Origin of the sequence: Mesorhizobium sp. 113-3-9, assembly GCF_016756515.1 — a bacterium.
Lineage (GTDB): Bacteria > Pseudomonadota > Alphaproteobacteria > Rhizobiales > Rhizobiaceae > Mesorhizobium.
This window is the reverse complement of record NZ_AP023246.1, coordinates 7,274,903-7,293,977: the sequence shown is the minus strand read 5'-3', so window position 1 is coordinate 7,293,977 and position 19,075 is coordinate 7,274,903. Positions and strand designations below refer to the sequence as shown.

The 19,075-nt window shown below is 60.8% G+C and carries 15 protein-coding genes and 4 pseudogenes; 12 read left to right on the top strand and 7 right to left on the bottom strand.

The annotated features are described in order from the left end of the window. Positions 1-17: 17 nt before the first annotated feature. From MesoLj_RS34830 to MesoLj_RS34820, 3 genes and pseudogenes are all read right to left on the bottom strand, one after another. Positions 18-404: a 3'-5' exonuclease gene (locus MesoLj_RS34830; protein ID WP_244730598.1), complete on the bottom strand. Its 387-nt coding sequence runs from the start codon at positions 402-404 to the stop codon at positions 18-20. Between the two features lie 80 nt (positions 405-484). Then, a pseudogene (locus tag MesoLj_RS34825) lies at positions 485-1,497 on the bottom strand (nucleotidyl transferase AbiEii/AbiGii toxin family protein). Then, entirely contained in the window at positions 1,490-2,083 is a 594-nt protein-coding gene (locus tag MesoLj_RS34820; protein WP_096453638.1) for a DUF6088 family protein, read from the bottom strand. The pseudogene MesoLj_RS34825 and the gene MesoLj_RS34820 overlap by 8 nt, the downstream one beginning before the upstream one ends. Positions 2,084-2,544: 461 nt before the next feature. Between MesoLj_RS34820 and MesoLj_RS34815 the strand changes: the two genes are divergently transcribed. Continuing rightward, a complete protein-coding gene (locus tag MesoLj_RS34815; RefSeq protein ID WP_202324357.1) occupies positions 2,545-2,844 on the top strand; it encodes a hypothetical protein in 300 nt (99 codons plus the stop codon). After that, positions 2,841-3,163: pseudogene (locus MesoLj_RS34810) on the top strand (PIN domain-containing protein); the annotation flags it as partial. The gene MesoLj_RS34815 and the pseudogene MesoLj_RS34810, both read left to right, overlap by 4 nt. Before the next feature lie 134 nt (positions 3,164-3,297). Here MesoLj_RS34810 and MesoLj_RS36550 read toward each other — a convergent pair. Beyond that, positions 3,298-3,856: pseudogene (locus tag MesoLj_RS36550) on the bottom strand (IS110 family transposase); the annotation flags it as partial. A gap of 368 nt (positions 3,857-4,224) precedes the next feature. Here MesoLj_RS36550 and nifH point away from each other — a divergent pair. From nifH to MesoLj_RS34755, 10 genes and pseudogenes are all read left to right on the top strand, one after another. Beyond that, complete coding sequence (nifH, locus tag MesoLj_RS34800; RefSeq protein WP_006331760.1) at positions 4,225-5,118, top strand: nitrogenase iron protein; 894 nt, start codon at positions 4,225-4,227, stop codon at positions 5,116-5,118. Between the two features lie 104 nt (positions 5,119-5,222). Then, positions 5,223-6,728 (top strand): nitrogenase molybdenum-iron protein alpha chain, encoded by a 1,506-nt coding sequence (gene nifD, locus MesoLj_RS34795; RefSeq protein WP_202324352.1) that lies wholly within the window; start codon positions 5,223-5,225, stop codon positions 6,726-6,728. 130 nt (positions 6,729-6,858) lie between these two features. Beyond that, the gene (gene nifK / locus MesoLj_RS34790) at positions 6,859-8,400 is read left to right on the top strand and encodes a nitrogenase molybdenum-iron protein subunit beta (RefSeq protein ID WP_202324350.1); all 1,542 of its coding nucleotides are present in this window, start codon (positions 6,859-6,861) and stop codon (positions 8,398-8,400) included. 60 nt (positions 8,401-8,460) lie between these two features. Continuing rightward, a complete protein-coding gene (nifE, locus tag MesoLj_RS34785) occupies positions 8,461-9,951 on the top strand; it encodes a nitrogenase iron-molybdenum cofactor biosynthesis protein NifE (RefSeq protein WP_202324346.1) in 1,491 nt (496 codons plus the stop codon). A gap of 9 nt (positions 9,952-9,960) precedes the next feature. Continuing rightward, a complete protein-coding gene (gene nifN / locus MesoLj_RS34780) occupies positions 9,961-11,343 on the top strand; it encodes a nitrogenase iron-molybdenum cofactor biosynthesis protein NifN (protein WP_202324342.1) in 1,383 nt (460 codons plus the stop codon). Continuing rightward, a complete protein-coding gene (nifX, locus tag MesoLj_RS34775) occupies positions 11,309-11,806 on the top strand; it encodes a nitrogen fixation protein NifX (RefSeq protein ID WP_010913613.1) in 498 nt (165 codons plus the stop codon). The genes nifN and nifX overlap by 35 nt, the downstream gene beginning before the upstream one ends. 16 nt (positions 11,807-11,822) lie before the next feature. Then, positions 11,823-12,302, top strand: a complete 480-nt coding sequence (locus MesoLj_RS34770; protein ID WP_010913614.1) for a NifX-associated nitrogen fixation protein — start codon at positions 11,823-11,825, stop codon at positions 12,300-12,302. A 24-nt stretch (positions 12,303-12,326) separates the two neighbouring features. After that, on the top strand, positions 12,327-13,112 hold the full coding sequence (locus tag MesoLj_RS34765) for a response regulator transcription factor (protein ID WP_202324337.1): 786 nt from the start codon (positions 12,327-12,329) through the stop codon (positions 13,110-13,112). 99 nt (positions 13,113-13,211) lie between these two features. Next, the gene (locus MesoLj_RS34760; protein ID WP_202324335.1) at positions 13,212-14,099 is read left to right on the top strand and encodes a universal stress protein; all 888 of its coding nucleotides are present in this window, start codon (positions 13,212-13,214) and stop codon (positions 14,097-14,099) included. A 176-nt stretch (positions 14,100-14,275) separates the two neighbouring features. Continuing rightward, positions 14,276-14,900, top strand: a pseudogene (locus MesoLj_RS34755) (NAD(P)/FAD-dependent oxidoreductase); the annotation flags it as partial. A 1,063-nt stretch (positions 14,901-15,963) separates the two neighbouring features. On the opposite strand, the gene pyrE reads toward MesoLj_RS34755, so the two are convergent. From pyrE to MesoLj_RS34740, 3 genes are all read right to left on the bottom strand, one after another. Then, positions 15,964-16,560, bottom strand: a complete 597-nt coding sequence (gene pyrE / locus MesoLj_RS34750; protein WP_202324333.1) for an orotate phosphoribosyltransferase — start codon at positions 16,558-16,560, stop codon at positions 15,964-15,966. 640 nt (positions 16,561-17,200) lie between these two features. Next, the gene (locus MesoLj_RS34745) at positions 17,201-17,362 is read right to left on the bottom strand and encodes a hypothetical protein (protein ID WP_202324330.1); all 162 of its coding nucleotides are present in this window, start codon (positions 17,360-17,362) and stop codon (positions 17,201-17,203) included. A gap of 267 nt (positions 17,363-17,629) precedes the next feature. Then, on the bottom strand, positions 17,630-18,373 hold the full coding sequence (locus tag MesoLj_RS34740; protein ID WP_202324328.1) for an acetoacetate decarboxylase: 744 nt from the start codon (positions 18,371-18,373) through the stop codon (positions 17,630-17,632). Positions 18,374-19,075: the final 702 nt, after the last annotated feature.

Below are 19,075 nucleotides of genomic sequence, written 5' to 3'. Positions count from 1 at the left end.
TCCACACTTGTCGACGGCTACGCTCTTGCACGGGACGGGGTGCCGAACCTTCGCCCGCGGCCGGTATCGACGTAACCGGAATACAACATATGGATCTCGTCGCGGGCCCGCGTCAGGCCAACATAGAACAGCCGTTGGCTTTCGCGGCGCGCCGCCGGCTGCTCGTTGCGCCAGGGCAAACCGCCCAGATCGAGTCCCGCCATGATCACGACATCATATTCGCAGCCCTTTGCCGAGTGCGGCGTCAACAGATTAAGATGGAGAGGCGACGCGTCGCGTCCACCGAGGCTCGCCAGATCCAGGTCGGCGAGCGGCCCGCCGACAGCGAGCGCCGCCGACATGCGCACCACCTGTTCGCGTTGATCGGCGAGGCTTGGCTCTGCCGCCATCAGCGCATCGAGCATTCCCGGCCGCAGCGCGCCGATTGGCGAAGTTTGTAATTTTGATCCGCGAAATTCGCACGGCGCCGTCCCCCCAGTTTTTTCTATTCGCGGATGTAATTGGCTCGCTCGGCGATATCGGCACATCGCGCCATCAGCGCTTCGAAAGGCTCCGCGTCTTCCAGAAGAAGCCCGTCGTCGACCATGCGGGCGTAGTCCTCTTCAAGCGCCTTCAGACCATCGCCTGCGGGCACAAGCCGCAGACCGCCGTTGACAGCCGCCGCGTAATCGATGGGCGTTCGATCGGGCGCTTTCTCGGCGAAGAACATGGTCTTGTGGCGCGCCACTGCGTTCGCCAGATCGCGATCAGCAAAGGCGGACGCGGCAAAACCGGTTTCGTCCAACCGCGCGACATCGTGCCAGTGACGAGCAAAGCGATCGCCGCGCAGGCGCTTCTGCAGGCAGAAGACATGGATGGCCGTCGCCTTCTCCCAGAAGGTTCGCTCCGCATGCATCACGCGTGGACGAGCCGTGGGAAAGGTCACGCCCTCGATCAGGCCAGACGCGTCGCAGGCGATGTCGCGCAAGCTCGCGGGCTCGCCCGTCGATCGTGCTCCGAATTCGAGGATCACGCTCGGCGCCACATAGCCGGAGCCAGCCGTCGCGGCTTCGTAATCGATGAACAGCTTCTCGCCCTCGACGCGGATGGCGGCCGCCAAAGCTTCAGCCGCGAGCGCATCTGCGATGATCGGCTGAACGCTTCCTTCAACCCAATTGGGCAGGCGCTTGCGCACCTCGCTGGACCAGCGTTTTTCCTCGCTACGGGTCTCCGGCAACGCTTCGCCGTCGTCGCCCACCAAGTCGGGTGCAATCGCCCGGATGTCGTATGTTAGGTCGACGTCCTCGGAAAACCGCTGGATAACCTGATAGGCTTTGGACAGCGACGTGCCGCCCTTGAACACCAGATTCGCCGAGCGCCGAGCCGTAAAGGTGGCGAGCGCCCAGACCACCCACACGTCCTTCTCGAGGAGATGCGCCGGCCGGCCGGACCGATCGGCCGCGCGCCGAGCGCCTCCCGCCGATCCTCGATCGGGAGGTGGAGAAAGGGATCAGCCATGTGCGGCCTTGCCCACGCTGCGCGCCATCCAGGTAGGAAGCTGCGGCGCTACCGCGACCAACTCGCTGAAGGCGCCCGGCGGGAGTTTCCGCTTCAGTGTCTGGAGGGCGGCCTCAGCCTTCTCCGGCCCAAGCCAAGCCAACGCTCGCACCGCCTCGCCAGCGGGCCGATGCGCCATGGCGAGCTGCCAACGAGGCGCGTGGCGAAGCTCGACGACCTGCTTGCCGAGGCTCATCTTCCGGGTGCGGCCGGAAGTCAGATAGACCGACCGGACCGGCACCTGTGTCGTGAGACCGAGGGTGTTGGCGGCAACGGCCCCACTCGGGACGATGATCTCCCCGCGCTGGCTGGCAAGCGCGTCGATCGCTTGCTCCACGGAGGGAGCCCGGGTGCCAAACCTGCTCGTGACCGGAAGGAGATAGACGCCGCGACCCGCCCGGATCAACTGCGTCCGCTCGGCTAGACGCGACAATGCCTGATCCACCGCGGCGCGATTCCCGAGGTGAAGCAAGCTCTTAGCTGCGACCGGCGTGCCCTCTGGCAGCCCTTTCGCGTGCGCAAGAATCTGTTCGGTCAACCGTTGCATGGATGCTCCTGTCAGAAATGTATGCGATTTTCTGACAGTTCTCAAGGCGGGCAGCGACGGGCAGCTGCACGCGGAACCCGTCCAGCAGGCGTTGTGGTCAATCATCGCCGCGCGAATCGACCAATCCCTGTTTCGCGCCGTTCTCCGAACGAGCCTCGCCCGTCCTGGGGCCGACGCCCTCTGGTCGGCGCCGAGATATTTCTCTTGTCAGCGCAAGAACTCGACGCTGGTCAAAAAGTACCGTCGCGTAACATATATCGCGCGTCCCCCACCGATGCCATTCAACCGAAAGAGAGCACTGCCCGGACTGCCTGCACCTTGATCAAACCAAGTATTCTGGTTATATTACTGGAAATGAGAAATGAAGACTGTCTTTCTATTTAGATCTGTATGTTCCTTCTTGTTGTAGTTATGATGTATGTCGAATGTATTATGTATGTGTGTTGTAGTCGGAGGCAGCTATGAGCAGCTCGCAAAAACGCGCCATTCAAAACTATCGATCTCGCCTCAGCGAGCGCGGCTTGGCGCGCTTCGAGGTGCTTGGCCGCGATGCCGATCGCGACCTCATTCGATCTTTGGCTCGCCGCCTGGCCGAAGATGGACCGGATGCCTCTAGCCTGCGCGCTGCTGTCAGCCAGACCATCGCCGGCGAGCCACCCAAGCTTGTCGGGATTCTCGCCGCATTGCGTCGTTCGCCGCTCGTGGGAGCTGACCTCGATCTTTCCCGCCCCCATGAAGAGGGGCGGAAGATCGACCTGTGACACGCTACCTCCTCGATACCAACATCATCAGCGATGTCGTCAAATCGCAGCCTTCGGAATCGCTCCTGGCATGGATGTCGAGACAGCGTGACGAGGATTGTTCATCGCTTCGCTGACCGTTGCGGAAATTCTTCGCAGGGTTCTGGAGAAGCCGCGCGGGAAAAAACGCGACGCACTCGACAACTGGTTCTCTGGGCCTGAGGGGCCGCAGGCGCTGTTTGCGGGCCGCATCCTCTCGTTCGACGACAAGGCAGGGCTGATCTGGGCGCGGCTGATGGCAGGAGGAAAACTGGCCGGCAAGCCGCGCAGCGGGCTCGAAGGCAAGATGGCTGAAACTCAGATAGAGTGGACAGAATCCACTTGGAACGCTCGCGGATTTGGCTGATCCCCGCTCCTTCAGCGCGCCAAATCCAGCGGGACGAGCTCCCAGATGATCTACAGCCAAGGGAGGGTCTTCTCGAGCTCGGCGATCGTCTCGCTGTAGATGGCGATCTGCTGGAGGTAGAGACGACCAACGTCGCGGACGATCGGCTGGATGAGGCCTTCCTCGTCTTCGATTGCATCCGCAAGGCGCTTCACGTGGGCCGGGCCGTGTGGGGCGACGACCCCGTGCTTCGGCGAGGTGGCCGCGCAGGGCGTTTATCAGCTGCGTGCGCTGGCGCACCAAGAGGTCGCGCGTGCGGAAGATCATCGACCGCGCCTCTTGCTCCTCGGTTTTGACAGCCACGAAGCGCATTGTCGGCCTGAGGGCCGCTTCCGCGTGCCGCTTTACAAAGGACTTCACATAGACCGGCGGCAGGAGCCGGACGGCATGCCCGAGCCCGCCGATCGTACGCCCCCAGTCGTGGGCGGTCGCGCTTCCATCGCCACCGTGCACCGGGGCTGTCCGGCGAGAAACGGCAGCAACTGCGCGCGACAGCTTCTTGCGAAAGACAACCTTCCCGTCACTCGCCGCGCCGTGAACCTGGAAGACCCGCTTTGCGAGATCGATTCCAATGATGGTAACTTCCATGGATGCCGTCTCTGTCTTGGTCGATTCTGGCAATCACCAAACTGGCACATTGCGATGGCGTCGGAGGGGGCATCTACTCCATCAGATTTTGACAACTAGCTTCTTTCCGGGCTCCGCGGCCGACGTCTCACTCAACGCCATCCGACATTTCCTGTCGCCTTTGTCAGGGCCGCGACACAAGTTTATTTAGCCAATTTAATATTTTTGCCAAATGTTAAACAGCTGAAAAGCAATCATAAAATTTCTTCTTCGATCCAACCGGCCGAATTGGCACGAGTTTTGAAACGATCGGTGCGAGGCGGCGGGATCTGCCGACCGGCATTGAAGTCGCGGTAACCGCTATGGATGGAAAGAAGGAAGGAAGCAACATGTCAGGTCTGCGTCAGATCGCATTCTACGGAAAGGGGGGCATCGGCAAGTCCACCACCTCTCAAAATACGCTAGCCGCCCTGGTCGACCTCGGACAGAAAATCCTGATCGTCGGCTGCGACCCCAAAGCCGACTCCACCCGGCTGATCCTGAACGCAAAGGCGCAGGATACCGTTCTGCATCTCGCCGCCCAAGAAGGTTCTGTGGAAGACCTTGAACTCCAGGACGTGCTCAAGATCGGCTACAAAGACATCAAGTGCGTGGAGTCCGGCGGCCCCGAGCCGGGTGTCGGCTGCGCCGGCCGTGGCGTCATCACCTCGATCAACTTCCTCGAGGAAAACGGCGCCTATGACAATGTCGACTATGTCTCCTACGACGTGCTGGGCGACGTGGTGTGCGGCGGCTTTGCGATGCCGATCCGCGAAAACAAGGCCCAGGAAATCTACATCGTCATGTCCGGCGAGATGATGGCGCTCTATGCCGCCAACAACATCGCCAAGGGTATCCTGAAATACGCCCATTCGGGCGGCGTGCGGCTCGGCGGGCTGATCTGCAACGAGCGCCAGACCGACCGCGAGCTCGACCTCTCCGAGGCGCTGGCCGCCAGGCTCAATTCCAAGCTCATCCACTTCGTGCCGCGCGACAACATCGTCCAGCACGCCGAACTGAGGAAGATGACGGTAATCCAATATGCGCCGGACTCCAAACAGGCAGGGGAGTACCGCGCGTTGGCCGAGAAGATCCATGTCAATTCGGGCCAGGGCACCATCCCGACCCCAATCACCATGGAGGAGCTCGAGGACATGCTGCTCGACTTCGGCATCATGAAGACGGACGAGCAGATGCTTGCCGAGCTTCAGGCCAAGGAAGCGAAATTGGCCGTCGCTCAGTAATCGCCGCTACCGACAGGGGGCGCAGACCGTGACCTGACGCCCCTTTCTACGAAACAAGGCCTCGTCGGCGAGGCGTTACCCGAACCTTGAAAGGGGCAGGTCCCATGGGCCTCGACTATGAGAATGACGGCGCCTTGCATGCGAAGCTTATCGAAGACGTGCTGTCCCAATATCCAGACAAGGCGGCGAAGCGTCGCAAGAAGCACCTCAGTGTCGCAACGAGCAAGGACGAGGCCGGAGGTGAGGACAAGGGCCTTTCCGAATGCGACGTCAAATCGAACATCAAATCCATTCCGGGCGTGATGACAATCCGCGGCTGCGCCTATGCCGGCTCCAAGGGCGTGGTGTGGGGTCCGGTCAAGGATATGGTCCACATCTCGCACGGGCCGGTCGGCTGTGGGCAATATTCCTGGTCGCAACGCCGCAACTATTACGTCGGCACGACGGGCATCGACACATTCGTGACAATGCAGTTCACCTCCGACTTCCAGGAGAAGGACATCGTTTTCGGCGGCGACAAGAAGCTGGAAAAGATCATCGACGAGGTCGAGGACTTGTTTCCGCTCAGTGGGGGCATCTCGGTGCAGTCCGAATGCCCGATCGGCCTGATCGGGGACGATATCGAGGCAGTGTCGCGCAAGAAGGCCAAGGAGCACGAAAAGACGATTGTACCGGTGCGCTGCGAAGGTTTCCGCGGCGTTTCACAATCGCTCGGCCACCACATTGCCAATGATGCGATCCGCGATTGGGTCTTCGACAAGGACGATGTCGCGTTCGAGTCCGGCCCTTACGACGTCAACGTCGTTGGCGACTACAACATTGGCGGCGATGCCTGGGCTTCGCGAATCCTGCTTGAGGAGATTGGACTTCGGGTGGTCGGCAACTGGTCGGGCGACGCCACGCTCGCCGAGATAGAGCGCGCGCCCAAGGCCAAGCTCAATTTGATCCACTGCTACCGGTCGATGAACTACATCTGCCGGCACATGGAGGAAAAGTACGGCATCGCCTGGATGGAATACAATTTCTTCGGCCCCTCCCAGATCGAGGCCTCCTTGCGCAACATCGCCAAACACTTCGGCGCGGAAATCGAGGAGAAGACCGAAAAGGTCATCGCCAAGTACCGGCCCTTGGTCGATGCCGTCATCGCCAAGTACCAACCGCGCCTCGAAGGCAGGACGGTGATGCTCTATGTCGGCGGCCTGCGCCCCCGTCACGTCATCACTGCCTACGAAGACCTCGGTATGGTGATCGTTGGCACCGGCTACGAATTCGCCCACAACGACGACTATCAGCGCACCGGCCATTACGTGAAGAATGGCACGCTCGTCTATGACGACGTCACCGGTTATGAGCTGGAGAAGTTCATCGAAGGCATCCGCCCGGATCTCGTTGGCTCCGGTATCAAGGAGAAGTACCCGGTACAGAAGATGGGCATCCCGTTCCGCCAGATGCACTCCTGGGACTATTCCGGCCCGTATCACGGCTATGACGGCTTCGCCATTTTCGCCCGCGACATGGATCTGGCCATCAACAACCCGGTCTGGGATCTCTACCGCGCGCCGTGGAAAAAGATGAAGGACGCGCCGCCGACGGCGGTCGCCGCCGAATGAGGACTGGCTGCCTCCCTGGCAGGGAGGCCGATAAATGCTTGGGGCGCGCTCGATCCACGCGGGATGCCCTTTAACGCTTTGATGTCTCTGTGCTGCCGCTTGCCGCAGCCAGATGGAAAAGGTGACCACCATGCCGCAATCGGCCGAAAAAGTTCTCGACCATGCTCCCCTGTTCCGCGAGCCGGAATACAGACAAATGCTTGCCGACAAGAAACTGAATTTCGAATGTCCTCACCCTGATCAGATCGTCACCGATCAAGGCGAATTGACCAAAACTTGGGAATACCGCGAAAAGAACCTCGCTCGCGAGGCGCTTGTCATAAACCCCGCCAAGGCCTGCCAGCCGCTCGGTGCGGTGTTCGCGGCCGCGGGCTTCGAGCGGACCATGTCTTTCGTCCACGGTAGCCAGGGCTGCGTTGCCTACTACCGCTCGCATCTGTCGCGACATTTCAAGGAGCCTTCGTCAGCGGTTTCCTCCTCGATGACCGAGGACGCGGCAGTGTTTGGCGGCCTGAAGAACATGGTCGACGGACTCGCCAATACCTACAAGCTCTACGACCCCAAGATGATCGCCGTCTCGACCACCTGCATGGCTGAAGTCATTGGCGACGACCTGCGGAGCTTCATCGAGAACGCCAAGAACGAAGGCTCGGTCCCGAGCGACTTCGACGTGCCTTTCGCGCATACGCCTGCCTTCGTCGGCAGCCATATCGATGGCTATGACGGCATGGTGAAGGGCGTGCTGGAGCATTTCTGGAAGGGCAGCGAGCGCTCGCAAGCCGCTGGGACCATCAACATCATTCCAGGCTTCGACGGATTCTGCGTCGGAAACAACCGAGAACTCAAGCGCCTCCTCGACCTGATGGGTGTCACTTATACCGTCATTCAAGACGCCTCAGACCAGTTCGACACGCCGTCTGACGGCGAATACCGCATGTATGACGGTGGCACGAAGATCGAAGACTTGAAAGGCGCACTCAACGCGGAGGCGACACTGTCGCTGCAGCATTACAACACCCGCAAGACGCTGGAATATTGCGACGAGGTCGGGCAAGCGACGGCATCCTTCCACTATCCACTGGGTGTCCAGGCGACCGACGAATTCCTGATGAAGGTCTCGGCGATTTCCGGCCAGGAGATCCCCGAGGCAATCCGGATGGAGCGCGGCCGACTGGTTGACGCCATGGCGGACAGCCAGTCATGGCTGCACGGCAAGAAGTACGCAATCTATGGGGATCCGGACTTCGTCTACGCCACGGCCCGCTTCGTCATGGAGACCGGTGGCGAGCCGACACATTGCCTCGCGACCAACGGCACATCGCCCTGGCAGGCCGAGATGAAGGAATTGCTTGCATCCTCGTCCTTCGGCCAGGATGCCCAGATCTGGGCGGGCAAGGATCTCTGGGCGATGCGTTCGCTGCTGTTTACAGAGCCGGTGGACCTGCTGATCGGCAATTCCTATGGCAAGTATCTGGAGCGCGACACCGGCACGCCGCTGATCCGGCTGATGTTTCCAATCTTCGACCGGCACCATCACCATCGCTTTCCCCTCATGGGCTACCAGGGTGGATTACGCGTGCTGACGACGATCCTCGACAAGATATTCGACAAGCTCGATCGCGAGACGAGCGAAACAGGCGTGACGGACTATTCCTATGACCTCACCCGCTAAGCCCGTGCCGGCCTTTCGCCGAGGCCGCCCATTGCCCGATGGACTTCGGAGACTGACGCAATGACCTCGCTCAGTGCCAAGATCCAGGACGTTTTCGACGAGCCCGCCTGCGATACCAACCGCGGCAAGGATGCCAAGGCGCGCAAGGAGGGCTGCTCGAAGCCGCTGACCCCCGGGGCGTCAGCCGGCGGCTGCGCCTTTGACGGCGCCAAGATCGTCCTGCAGCCGATCACCGACGTTGCGCACCTGGTCCATGCGCCGCTCGCCTGCGAGGGCAATTCCTGGGACAACAGAGGCGCAGCTTCGTCCGGGCCAACCCTGTGGCGGACAAGCTTCACAACAGACCTCACCGAACTCGACATCGTGATGGGGCAGGGCGAGCGGAAGCTATTCAAGGCGATCCGCGAGATCAAGGAAACATATGCGCCGCCGGCAGTCTTCGTCTATTCGACCTGCGTGACGGCGCTGATCGGCGACGACATCGAGGCCGTGTGCAAACGCGCGGCCGAAAAATTCGGACTGGCCGTGGTGCCGATCAATGCGCCGGGCCTGGCCGGCTCCAAGAACCTCGGCAACAAACTCGCCGCCGAAGCGTTGCTCGATCATGTCATCGGCACGGTGGAACCCGACGACGCCGGGCCCTACGACATCAACATCCTTGGCGAATTCAACCTCTCCGGCGAATTCTGGCTGGTCAAGCCGCTGCTTGATCGGCTTGGCATCCGGGTGCGCGCTTGCATACCGGGCGATGCGCGTTACATCGACGTTGCATCCGCGCACCGCGCCCGGGCGGCTATGATGGTGTGCTCGAGCGCACTGATCAATCTGGCCCGCAAGATGGAGGAGCGCTGGGACATCCCGTACTTCGAGGGCTCTTTCTACGGCATAACCGATACCTCGGAAGCACTTCGCAACATTGCTGAGCTGCTGGTGAGGAAGGGCGCCGATGCGGAGATCCTCGATCGCACGGAGACGCTGATTGCTGAGCAGGAGGCGATTGCGTGGAAGAACCTCGAGGCCTACCGCCGGCGGCTTCAAGGCAAGCGCGTGCTGCTCAACACGGGCGGTGTGAAGTCCTGGTCGGTCGTCCACGCGCTGATGGAGATCGGCATGGAGATCGTCGGCACCTCGGTCAAGAAATCCACAGTCGAAGACAAGGAGCGGATCAAACGGATCCTCAAGGACGAAAACCACATGTTCGAGCAGATGGCAGCGCGCGATCTTTACGCCATGCTCTCAAAACAGAAGGCCGACATCATGCTGTCGGGCGGGCGCACGCAATTCATCGCTCTGAAGGCCAAGACACCGTGGCTCGATATCAATCAGGAGCGCCAACATCCTTATGCCGGCTATGACGGCATGGTGGAACTTGTCCGGCAGATCGACCTCGCCATTCATAACCCGATCTGGGGCCAGGTGCGGGAGCCGGCGCCGTGGGATTGCCAGCCTGCTTTGGAGGACGATCTGGCGAGCACGAAGAACGGGACAGCGACTGTGAACGCTTTCAATGAATTCGCCGGCGCGACGGCTCACCGCTTCGGCGACCGGTGAGGAAATCCGATGGTTCGCATCCTTCGCAATACCAAATCAGCGGCGGTCAACCCCCTGAAGTCGTCACAGCCGCTGGGTGCCGCCTTCGCCTTTCTTGGAGTCGACGGCGCGATGCCCCTGTTCCACGGCAGCCAAGGCTGCACCAGCTTCGCGCTGGTGCTCTTCGTGCGCCATTTCAAGGAAGCAATCCCCTTGCAGACAACGGCTCTGGACGAGGTGGCAACCATACTCGGCGGAGCGGACCATCTGGAAGAGGCGATCCTCAACCTCAAAACCCGCACGAAGCCAAAGCTGATAGGAGTGTGCACGACCGCGCTGGTGGAGACCCGTGGCGAAGACTGCGCGAGTGATATCGCCAACGTCAAGCTGAAGCATGCGGAAGAGCTCACGGGTACGGAGGTTGTGCTGGCCAACACGCCTGATTTCGGCGGCGCTATCGAAGAAGGCTGGGCCAAGGCTGTCGCGGCGATGATCGAAGGGATTACACGGCCGGGCGCACGGACCCGGCAGCCGAAGAAGATCGCGATCCTGCCCGGATGCAACCTCACTGTCGCTGACGTCGAGCATTTGCGTGACATGGTTGAAAGTTTTGGGCTCAACCCGGTTATCCTGCCGGACGTCTCCGGCTCACTCGACGGCACGGTTCCCGACCGCTGGGTAACCACTACCTATGGCGGCACCAGCGTCGAGGAAATCCGCGAGCTTGGCACGGCCGTGCAATGCATCGTCATCGGCGAGCACATGCGCCACCCGGCGAAAACGCTGCACGGGTTGACCGGCGTGCCTTACGCGGTGTTCCAGTCGCTGACCGGATTAATGGCCGTCGACCGGTTCGTCTCGCTGCTATCGGCGGTTTCGGGCGCGGCGGTGCCGGACCGGGTTCGCCGTCACCGGGCGCAATTGGAGGATGCATTGCTCGACGGACATTTCCATTTCGGAGGCAAGAAAATTGCGATCGCTGCTGAACCAGACCAACTCTATCAACTCGCAACCTTCTTCACCGGCATGGGCTGTGACATCGCGGCGGCGGTCACGACGACCGATCTGTCGAAGATTCTGCAGAAAGTACCGGCGGAGTGGGTTCAGATCGGCGATCTCGGCGATTTGGAAGCTCTTGCAGCGGGCGCGGATCTTCTCGTAACACATTCCCACGGTCGCCAGGCGTCGCGACGCCTTGGCATTCCGCTCATGCGCGTCGGCTTCCCGATCTTCGACCGGCTTGGCAGCCAGCACAAGCTCACAATCCTCTATCGGGGGACCCGCGACCTGATCTTCGATGTTGCCAATATCTTTCAGGCCAACCAGCACGCGCCGACGCCTGAGGCGCTTGATCCATTCCGGAAACGAGAAATGCCAGATGAGCTCCGTTCGTCGCCTCTCACTCGTCACTGACGAGGTTCACGCACCGATGACGGACCGACGGGCAGGCGCATTGCGCGTAGCCATCGCCACGCAAGACATGACGAATCTCAATGCCCATTTCGGGTCGGCCAAGCGCTTTGCTGTCTACGACGTGACGCGCGAGGAGTGGCATCTCGTGGAAGCCGTGGCCTTCGATGACGTTTCCGATGAGAGCGGGAAGCGTCGGACCGAGGGCGATGACCGCGTCACGCCGAAGGTGGAGGCGCTGAAGGGCTGCCATCTGCTGTTTTGTCTGGCCATCGGCGGGCCTTCGGCAGCCAAGGTTATTTCGGCAAAAATCCATCCAATCAAGGTGCCGCAGCCACAAACCATCCAAGAGGTGCTGTTGCGCACGCAGATGATGCTGAGAACGTGTCCTCCGCCCTGGCTGCGCAAGGTGCTGGCCGAAGCTGGTGTCGCCGAAAAGAAACCCTCCTTCGAGGACGAGGACTAAAACGAGGAAGTGCAAAATGTTTGAAGTCGCGATCAGCCCTGCTGTCAACGATGACGAGGCCGCCCTTGCCAGCCCATTCGTCAAATGCCTCGTGCGGCTGATCCGTGCTCAGGATACCCACGGGTCATGGGACGGCACAGCGGATGCCGAGTTGCTGGCCGACTTCATCGTCAGCAAGGAACGGCGTCGTACGATCCCAATCATCGGCGATCCCGATCCGGACGTGCTGTGGAGGCTCGACAAGTTTTACACTGCCGTCGCCCTTGCGATCGAGGAGCGCTCCGGCCTGATGGCATCGCCGATGATCGAAATGAGCCATGAGGGGTTCGGGCGCGTGCTTTTCACCGCCGGGCGGCTGGTCGTTCTGTCCAAGACCGTGCGCGACGTCCATCGGTTCGGCTTCGAGACGTTCTGCAAACTCGCCGCCGCCGGTACGAAACTGGTCGACGATGCCATCGCAGCCATCGACGCCTATCCCGAGGTGGCACGGGCATGAAACCAATTTTCGAGCAAGAGGATCATGTCAGGCCTTGAGGAGCCGCGATGGCCAGCCCACGCGGCCGACGCGGTCGAGGCCAATTTGGTTCTCGGGGTAGCGCTGATGAAGCCACTCGTCCTGATCTGTTCGCAAGATGCGGAGTTCTATCTGTTCCTCAGCCACATACTGGAGGTGGACGGCTTCGTCAGTGAGCCGGCAGGCGGCGCCAAGGAAGCACTTGCAAAGGCCGACGAACGGGAATTCCAGGCCGTGGTGCTGGACTGCGGTCCAACGAGCCTTACCGGGTCCGCAATCTGCGCCCGGCTCAAGCGGGAACCCCGGACCGGCGGCCTGCCCATCATTGCCCTGATCGCGCCCGGCGCCGAGAACCAGCACCTTGATCTGTTGAAGGCCGGCATTGACGAGAGCTTTGTGCGGCCAATGGCACCGGCCAAGCTGCTCGATTATCTGCGGACGAGGCTGGCGCTGCCGAAGCCGGGTTCAAACGGGATCGAAAACGACAGCTGGCTTTCCTATGGCAGCCTTGCGATGAAGCTCGATGCCCACCGGGTTTGCGGCAATGGCCATGACATCCATCTCGGACCGATCGAGTTCAACGTGCTGCGGCATTTGCTGGAGGCTCCCGGCAAGGTCTTCAGCCGGGACGAGCTGATCGGCGGGGCCTGGCCGGCCAATATCCATGTCGGTCTACGCACAGTCGATGTCCATATCAGTCGGCTCAGAAAGGCACTGGAGACGGCCTCGACCGGTATCGTCATCCGTACCGTCAGGTCGGCCGGCTACTCGCTCGAGAAGCTGGACGGCTGAATCGAGTGCCGGGTCTGGTGCCACTCCCTTTTCCTCGCGCTGTGAGTCGGTCTTGCGGCCTGAAACGCCCTCATCGAACACTCAGGAAGAAACAGGAAAATGGGCTTTAAAACGGTACTCTGTTTGACCGGCGCTGACCATTCCGATCAGGACGTCAGAACTGCTGCCGGCTTGTGTGCGGAAATCGGCGCGCACCTTTCCGTACTGATTATACCCGCTCCGATGCTCCTTATGTCGCATCGGCGGATCGGAGATGGTGTCCCCGAGTGGCCTGTAGGACGTGGACAGGCAATTGCCAGATTGAACGATCGGTTTCGGCAAATCGATCGATTTACACAGGACGCGGTCAGACTGGGAAAACGCTCCAGAGATATCCAGAAATTGCTGGAATCTATGTCGCTCGCCTATGACGTTGACACCGACTATTACGATCCGGCCAGCCTCGGTGAAGTGGCACGACAGCGCGCGCTCTGCGCCGACATCACGATCATCGGACCAGGGCTCCTCAACGACGAGAATCTCGGACCTCCTGTGGTCAACGGCTGCTTGTTCGATACGGGAAAACCGGTGCTTGTTGTGCCGAACGGTGCTGAGGCGACGCTGTGGCCACGGCGTGTCCTGGTCGGTTGGGATTCGCGAGCAGAGGCGTCCCGTGCGGTTCGCGAAGCGCTGGGTCTCCTATGCGCTGCTGAGGAAGTTCGTGTCGCCCTGGTCGATCCGAAGGCCAACTACAACGGGAAAGGGGCGGAGCCTGGAGCCGACATCGCTGCCTATCTCACTCGGCACGGTGCTCGGGTGTCGGTTGACCTCCTGCCAAGTGCCGGCAAATCGGCGGCCACGGTGCTTGCGCAGCACGCAACCGACACGTCTGCCGACATGATAGTCATGGGCGCCTATGGCAGCCGTCGGCTGCGTGAGCGGCTCTTCGGCGGCGTGACGAAATGGATAGTCGAAAAGCCGCCATTGCCGCTGTTTTTGGCTCGATGACGGTTCCGGACCCGCACCGATGCTGTTCAAAGCTCTACTGTGACGCCTGCATTCATTCGTAGATGGGCTCCATCGAAATAATCGATTTTACGAAGAGTAACGAACATGAAAAGCATTGATCGGGAGGCGACGCCCGCCGGAAATCTCTCCAGTCATGCGCAAGGCGGAGGTGGAACGGCCAGAGCGTGACCAGTGTCAGCCTCGACAATGGCGACAGGCTGGAAGTCGGCATCGTCGTCAACTCAGCCGGGCCGAATGCCGGCACGGTGGCTGCCATGGCGGGGCTGGTGTTGCCGGTCGAGCCGCGCAAGCGCAACGTCTTCGTCTTCGAGGCGCGCGACAAATATTCTGATATGCCGCTGCTGGTCGATCCGTCCGGCATCTATGTCCGGCCGGAAGGCTCGGTCTATCTCACTGGCGGCGCCGAACCGGAAGAAGGCGACGGCCCGGCCGACCCCACCGATTTCGAGCCGGACTGGCCGTTGTTCGAAGAGGTGATCTGGCCGGTACTGGCGACCCGCATTCCCGCCTTCGAAGCCATCAAGCCGACGCGCGCCTAGGCCGGCCATTACGACTACAACACGCTCGACCAGAACGCGGTGATCGGCCCGCATCCGCAGGTTAAGAATTTCCTCTTCGCCAATGGTTTTTCCGGCCACGGCCTGCAGCAGGCGCCGGCGGTCGGCAAGGCGCTGGCCGAGCTGATCGTGCACGGCGGCTACGGACACGGTGGAATGCTCGGCGTTTGGGTACAGCCGTGTCGCTGAAGGGCGGGCGTTCAGGGAATTGAATGTGATCTAACGGGAATTGAATGTGATCTAACGCTGGCGGGACAGCCCCCTCTCTGGCCTGCCGGCCATCTCCCCCGCAAGGGGGGAGACCGGCAGCTTCCCTGGCGGCTCCATAATTCTGGCCTTGGAGATTGGCGAAAGCAGCGATGACGGCCAATCTCCCCCCTTGCGGGCGCGGTCAGCGGGTTCCTTGCCTTTGGCGATGCATGTCGTGGCTGGACCGGGTGAGGTGAGCCCGGCCAAGTCTACCCAGCCTCTGCGCCCTGTCCCGAAGCCGCTCGCCCGCTCGGCGCTATGAGGGCGCGCTCGCGAGCGGCTTCGCTAAAGCTACGTTACAGCACGTGCAGGGACGCGACCCCAGTGAAGGCATACTCCAGCGTGGCTTCGCCAATTCCGTTCGTTGGCCCGCCTCAAGCCGGTCTTCCAACCGAAGGCCGAACGCGCCAATTCGCCAGCCAACTCCACCAACGATTGTCGAAATCCGCAACCCGGGGCGGTTCGCTCGAGCTCGCTTGCTTGAGCACGGCACAGACGGGATCGCGAGCATGATGCCGCGGAATGGGAACGCACCCATGCTTGGGTACGAGGGCCCCGAGCCAACGCGCATCGCGCCAATCGGCGTCGTCACGTTCGAGATTCATCACCGGCAGCTCGGCGCTTTTCGCTCGCATATGCGCCGGCACGCCGCTGGCGATCGATGACGCATTTGCCGACGAGCTGCTCGTTCCACGAAAAAGCAATAAGCGCGAGATCAATGGGCAACCTCGTCGGGACCGAAAAGAGCGCTAAACCGGGTTGCTAGATCAATCCAGGGTACCGCGTCGCCGCTCTCTGAAGCTATTCGAACGACCGCCGCCAGATAATCGGTAAAAGCCTTCAGTCTTATGGCGCCTTGCTCTGAGAGGTAGTCAATGGCGTCAAGCCGCTGGTGAACGGCAGCGAGCATATGTTGCACCAAAAGCAGGGAGGATGGGCAGGGGCAATCGCTCTTACTCGCGAGGCGCCTGCACTCACTGCAAAGCGGCGGAATGTCCTCTAAGGCTAGGTCGCCGGAAAGACGTTGTATGAGATTGTCAGTGGCGTTCCACAAATTCGCTCGCATGCAGTACGGAGTGCAGCGTGACGCCATGTTGGGCTAGCAGCGGTGTAGCTCCCTCGTCACGGTCCACGAGGCAAGCAGCGTCACCCACAATGCCGCCGACGCGGCGAACCTCTTCAATCGCCTTCAATATCGACTTGCCGCTTGTGGCAACGTCGTCAACGATCAGGACCACTTTTCCCTCGAGATCTTCTTTAGGCCCAAGTCCTTCAATCACGTCCCTTGTGCCATGGGCCTTTGGAACTTTGCGAACGAAGATCGTGTTTATGGGTTTGTTCATCATCGAGCTGACAGCCGCCATCGATCCGATTACGGGGACCGCTCCCATTTCAAGACCGCCGACGTACTCTGCTTTCACTTGCTCAGCTATTTTTAGGAATTCAAGAGCGGCAAGTTGCGCGCCTCGCGCCACCATCATGGTAGGCTTCATATTGAAATAGATGTCGCTCTCTATGCCCGACGAGAGCGTGTAGCGTCCGAATCGAAAAGAGCGCTCACGGACAATCTCGCGGAGTTCGTCCTTGTCGTGTTGGCCGGAATCAACTGGTCTGAATTTCGCCAGTGCCGCCATAGATCAGACCTCGCCCGTAGGGAAAAAATTGGCTGCGGCATGCACCTAGTCACTACCGCTATGTGGCTTATGCAAGTGTTCGCGGGGTGTGTCAATTAATGTCAATACCGGTGCGACCGTTTCGCGCAGATTTTTCCATTATCGTTATTGGGTGCCTAAGCGTGATCACGGGCTTCGCTACGGCTGGGTAGCCTTGGCTCCTGGCCCTTGCCCAATCTCGGCTAGGCACGGGTTTTTTCGACGCGGGCCGTCTCTTTGAGGATTTGGGCGTTTCATCCTCGTCCCCTCGAGTTCCGCCACGCTCGGCCCCGTTTGCGCCAGCTTCTTAACCAGGTTGCGCATGAGGTGAGCGTTTCGGCCGCCATGTCGGCCCCGTGTCACTCTTGTGGTACGAGTGGGCAAGGCCGCGCTTTTCGTGCAACCTCCTCGTAAAGGCGAGGTAAAGGTCGAGTCGCCGAGAATTTCGTTCATCAGCACCGCGGCGCAACATTCGGCTCGCTTCGTCTGACGACGGTAAAAGCCAGCAGCAAAGTCCAAGGTAGGCCGTAGTCCACCTCCCCTGCAGGCCGAGTCTCGACGCGATATCGGCGACAGGGCGAGCGTCTGCCTCTGAGGCAGACGCCGAACAGCAGACCGAGCCTTACACTGATTTTGGTGGCATTGAGTTCGCCGACACCGTGACATGGAGCCTATCACGGGCGGGAAGTGCCTGGTAGCAGAACTCGACAAGCGGCGCTACGTTCTGGACGCCGGCGTTGCTGACCAGGACATCGAGGCGCCCGAAGGTTTCGATCGCCTGCATCAGCTGCTTTCCACCTGCCCCTCTCGCTGGCAACCATTTTCTGTCAACCGATCGATCCCGGACGCCGTTGTTGGACTTCGCTGTGATCAAGATCCGCGGACCACTCTTGCTCCCTCGCGGGCGAACCGCGCTATCCTTGCCGACCCCGCTCGCGGCTTCGGTGATCAGCGCCACCTTGTCGAGAAGCCGGCCACCGGCTCCCCATCGCGTTGGTTCAATGAGATATCACTGTAAAAGTTCATGGTTTCTTCCTTTCCGATGGCGAGGCTAGGCTTTCGCGAGATAGTCGTGGACGACCTTCCCGAGCGCGAGCGTGAGATCTGCGACGAAGTGGACGGCCGAGACTACTTCCAGCACCGGCAGTTCGGCGACGGGGGCAAGCGCATGCGACCAGAGGTTCAGGGCTGCCGGCCCGGTCCAGGCGCCCCTCAGATGGACGTCCTGTAGATGATATTCCACGAGCTCACAGATGCGCGGCGTGCCGTCGACATGCGGGATGATTTTGAGGAGGAAGTTCGGTTCAGCGAGCGAGGCCCTCACGCTCGCGAGGTCGGCGGCTCGGTGCTTGTAGCCCATGGTACTCGTCGCGACGCGGACCGGCCCGTAGTCCAGCGTGCCAACAAGGGTATCCGTCTCGGTTCGGAGCGTTGGGCTAGCGAGCTTCTTTGGAAAGCCCCACAACTCGCGTCCGCCCGCTATCGGCGGATGGTCGTCGAGAAACATGCAGTGGGTGTAGCTGCCCTTGCGGCCTCGGAAGGAGACCGGGATGACCTGCCCGCTTTCAGTGTAGTCGCCAAAGCCGGTCGAGTCCGGCATGCGAATGAACTCGAATTTGACCAGAGGCTCGCACACCTGAAGCGGCTCCGGCACAAGGTCGCGCAGTTTCTGCGGATCGGTGCGATATGTGATGATCAGATACTCCCGGTTGCCGAAGCGATATGGGCCGGCCGGGAAGGCCGGGCTGGTCAGGGGCATGGCGAATGCGCTCGCCCGGACGGTATCTTGGTGCATGTTTGAAATTCCTTTGTGCTGGATCAAGTGGGCTTAGATCGGTCTGCATGATGGCGGCGAGGCTCTCCGAGGTGCTGTCGCAGCCTCGTAAGGGATGCATGGCGTAATCGCGCGTAGCCATTTTGCGCTGGGCAATTGCCTTGGGGCGCGATCATTGGCGATGGTCGCGCACACGGTTCCATGGCTCCGGTTGTGATCGAGGGAGGCAAGATTCGAGGTAAGGTGATTTTGTTCCTCATTTGAAGGCGCTGCTTCCCGTCTGCCCTCGTGGTAGGAGGAGGTGGAGTGGCGGCCAGGTCCGATTTCTCCTCGACGGGGTTTGCGGATCGACGCGCATGCGCCATGCCAAATGAGAAATCGTTCGAGGCTAGCAGGACAGACGGCCTCGGCGAGCCAGTCGAGAGAGAAGGTCTTCGCCTCACGCGGATCAGATACGAATTCCCGAGCACTGCGGTGATGTAGCAGCAAGGCCCGCGACGCCACCAAACCTCTGTCGCGAAAATATGGAGGTGACGCGGTATCCGCCGTCTAGCGAAACAGCTTACGCAGCATCCGGCAGCACGCACTCGACGGCCCGGCCTCATCGCCGGCTTCAGGAGAAAAGATCAGCTATGAGCCGGCAGGCAATCGCTGCACGCGGCGGTCAGGTCGTGTAGATCTTCCGCGCACACAGCTGGCGCCGGAATGATGCTAGATGATGAG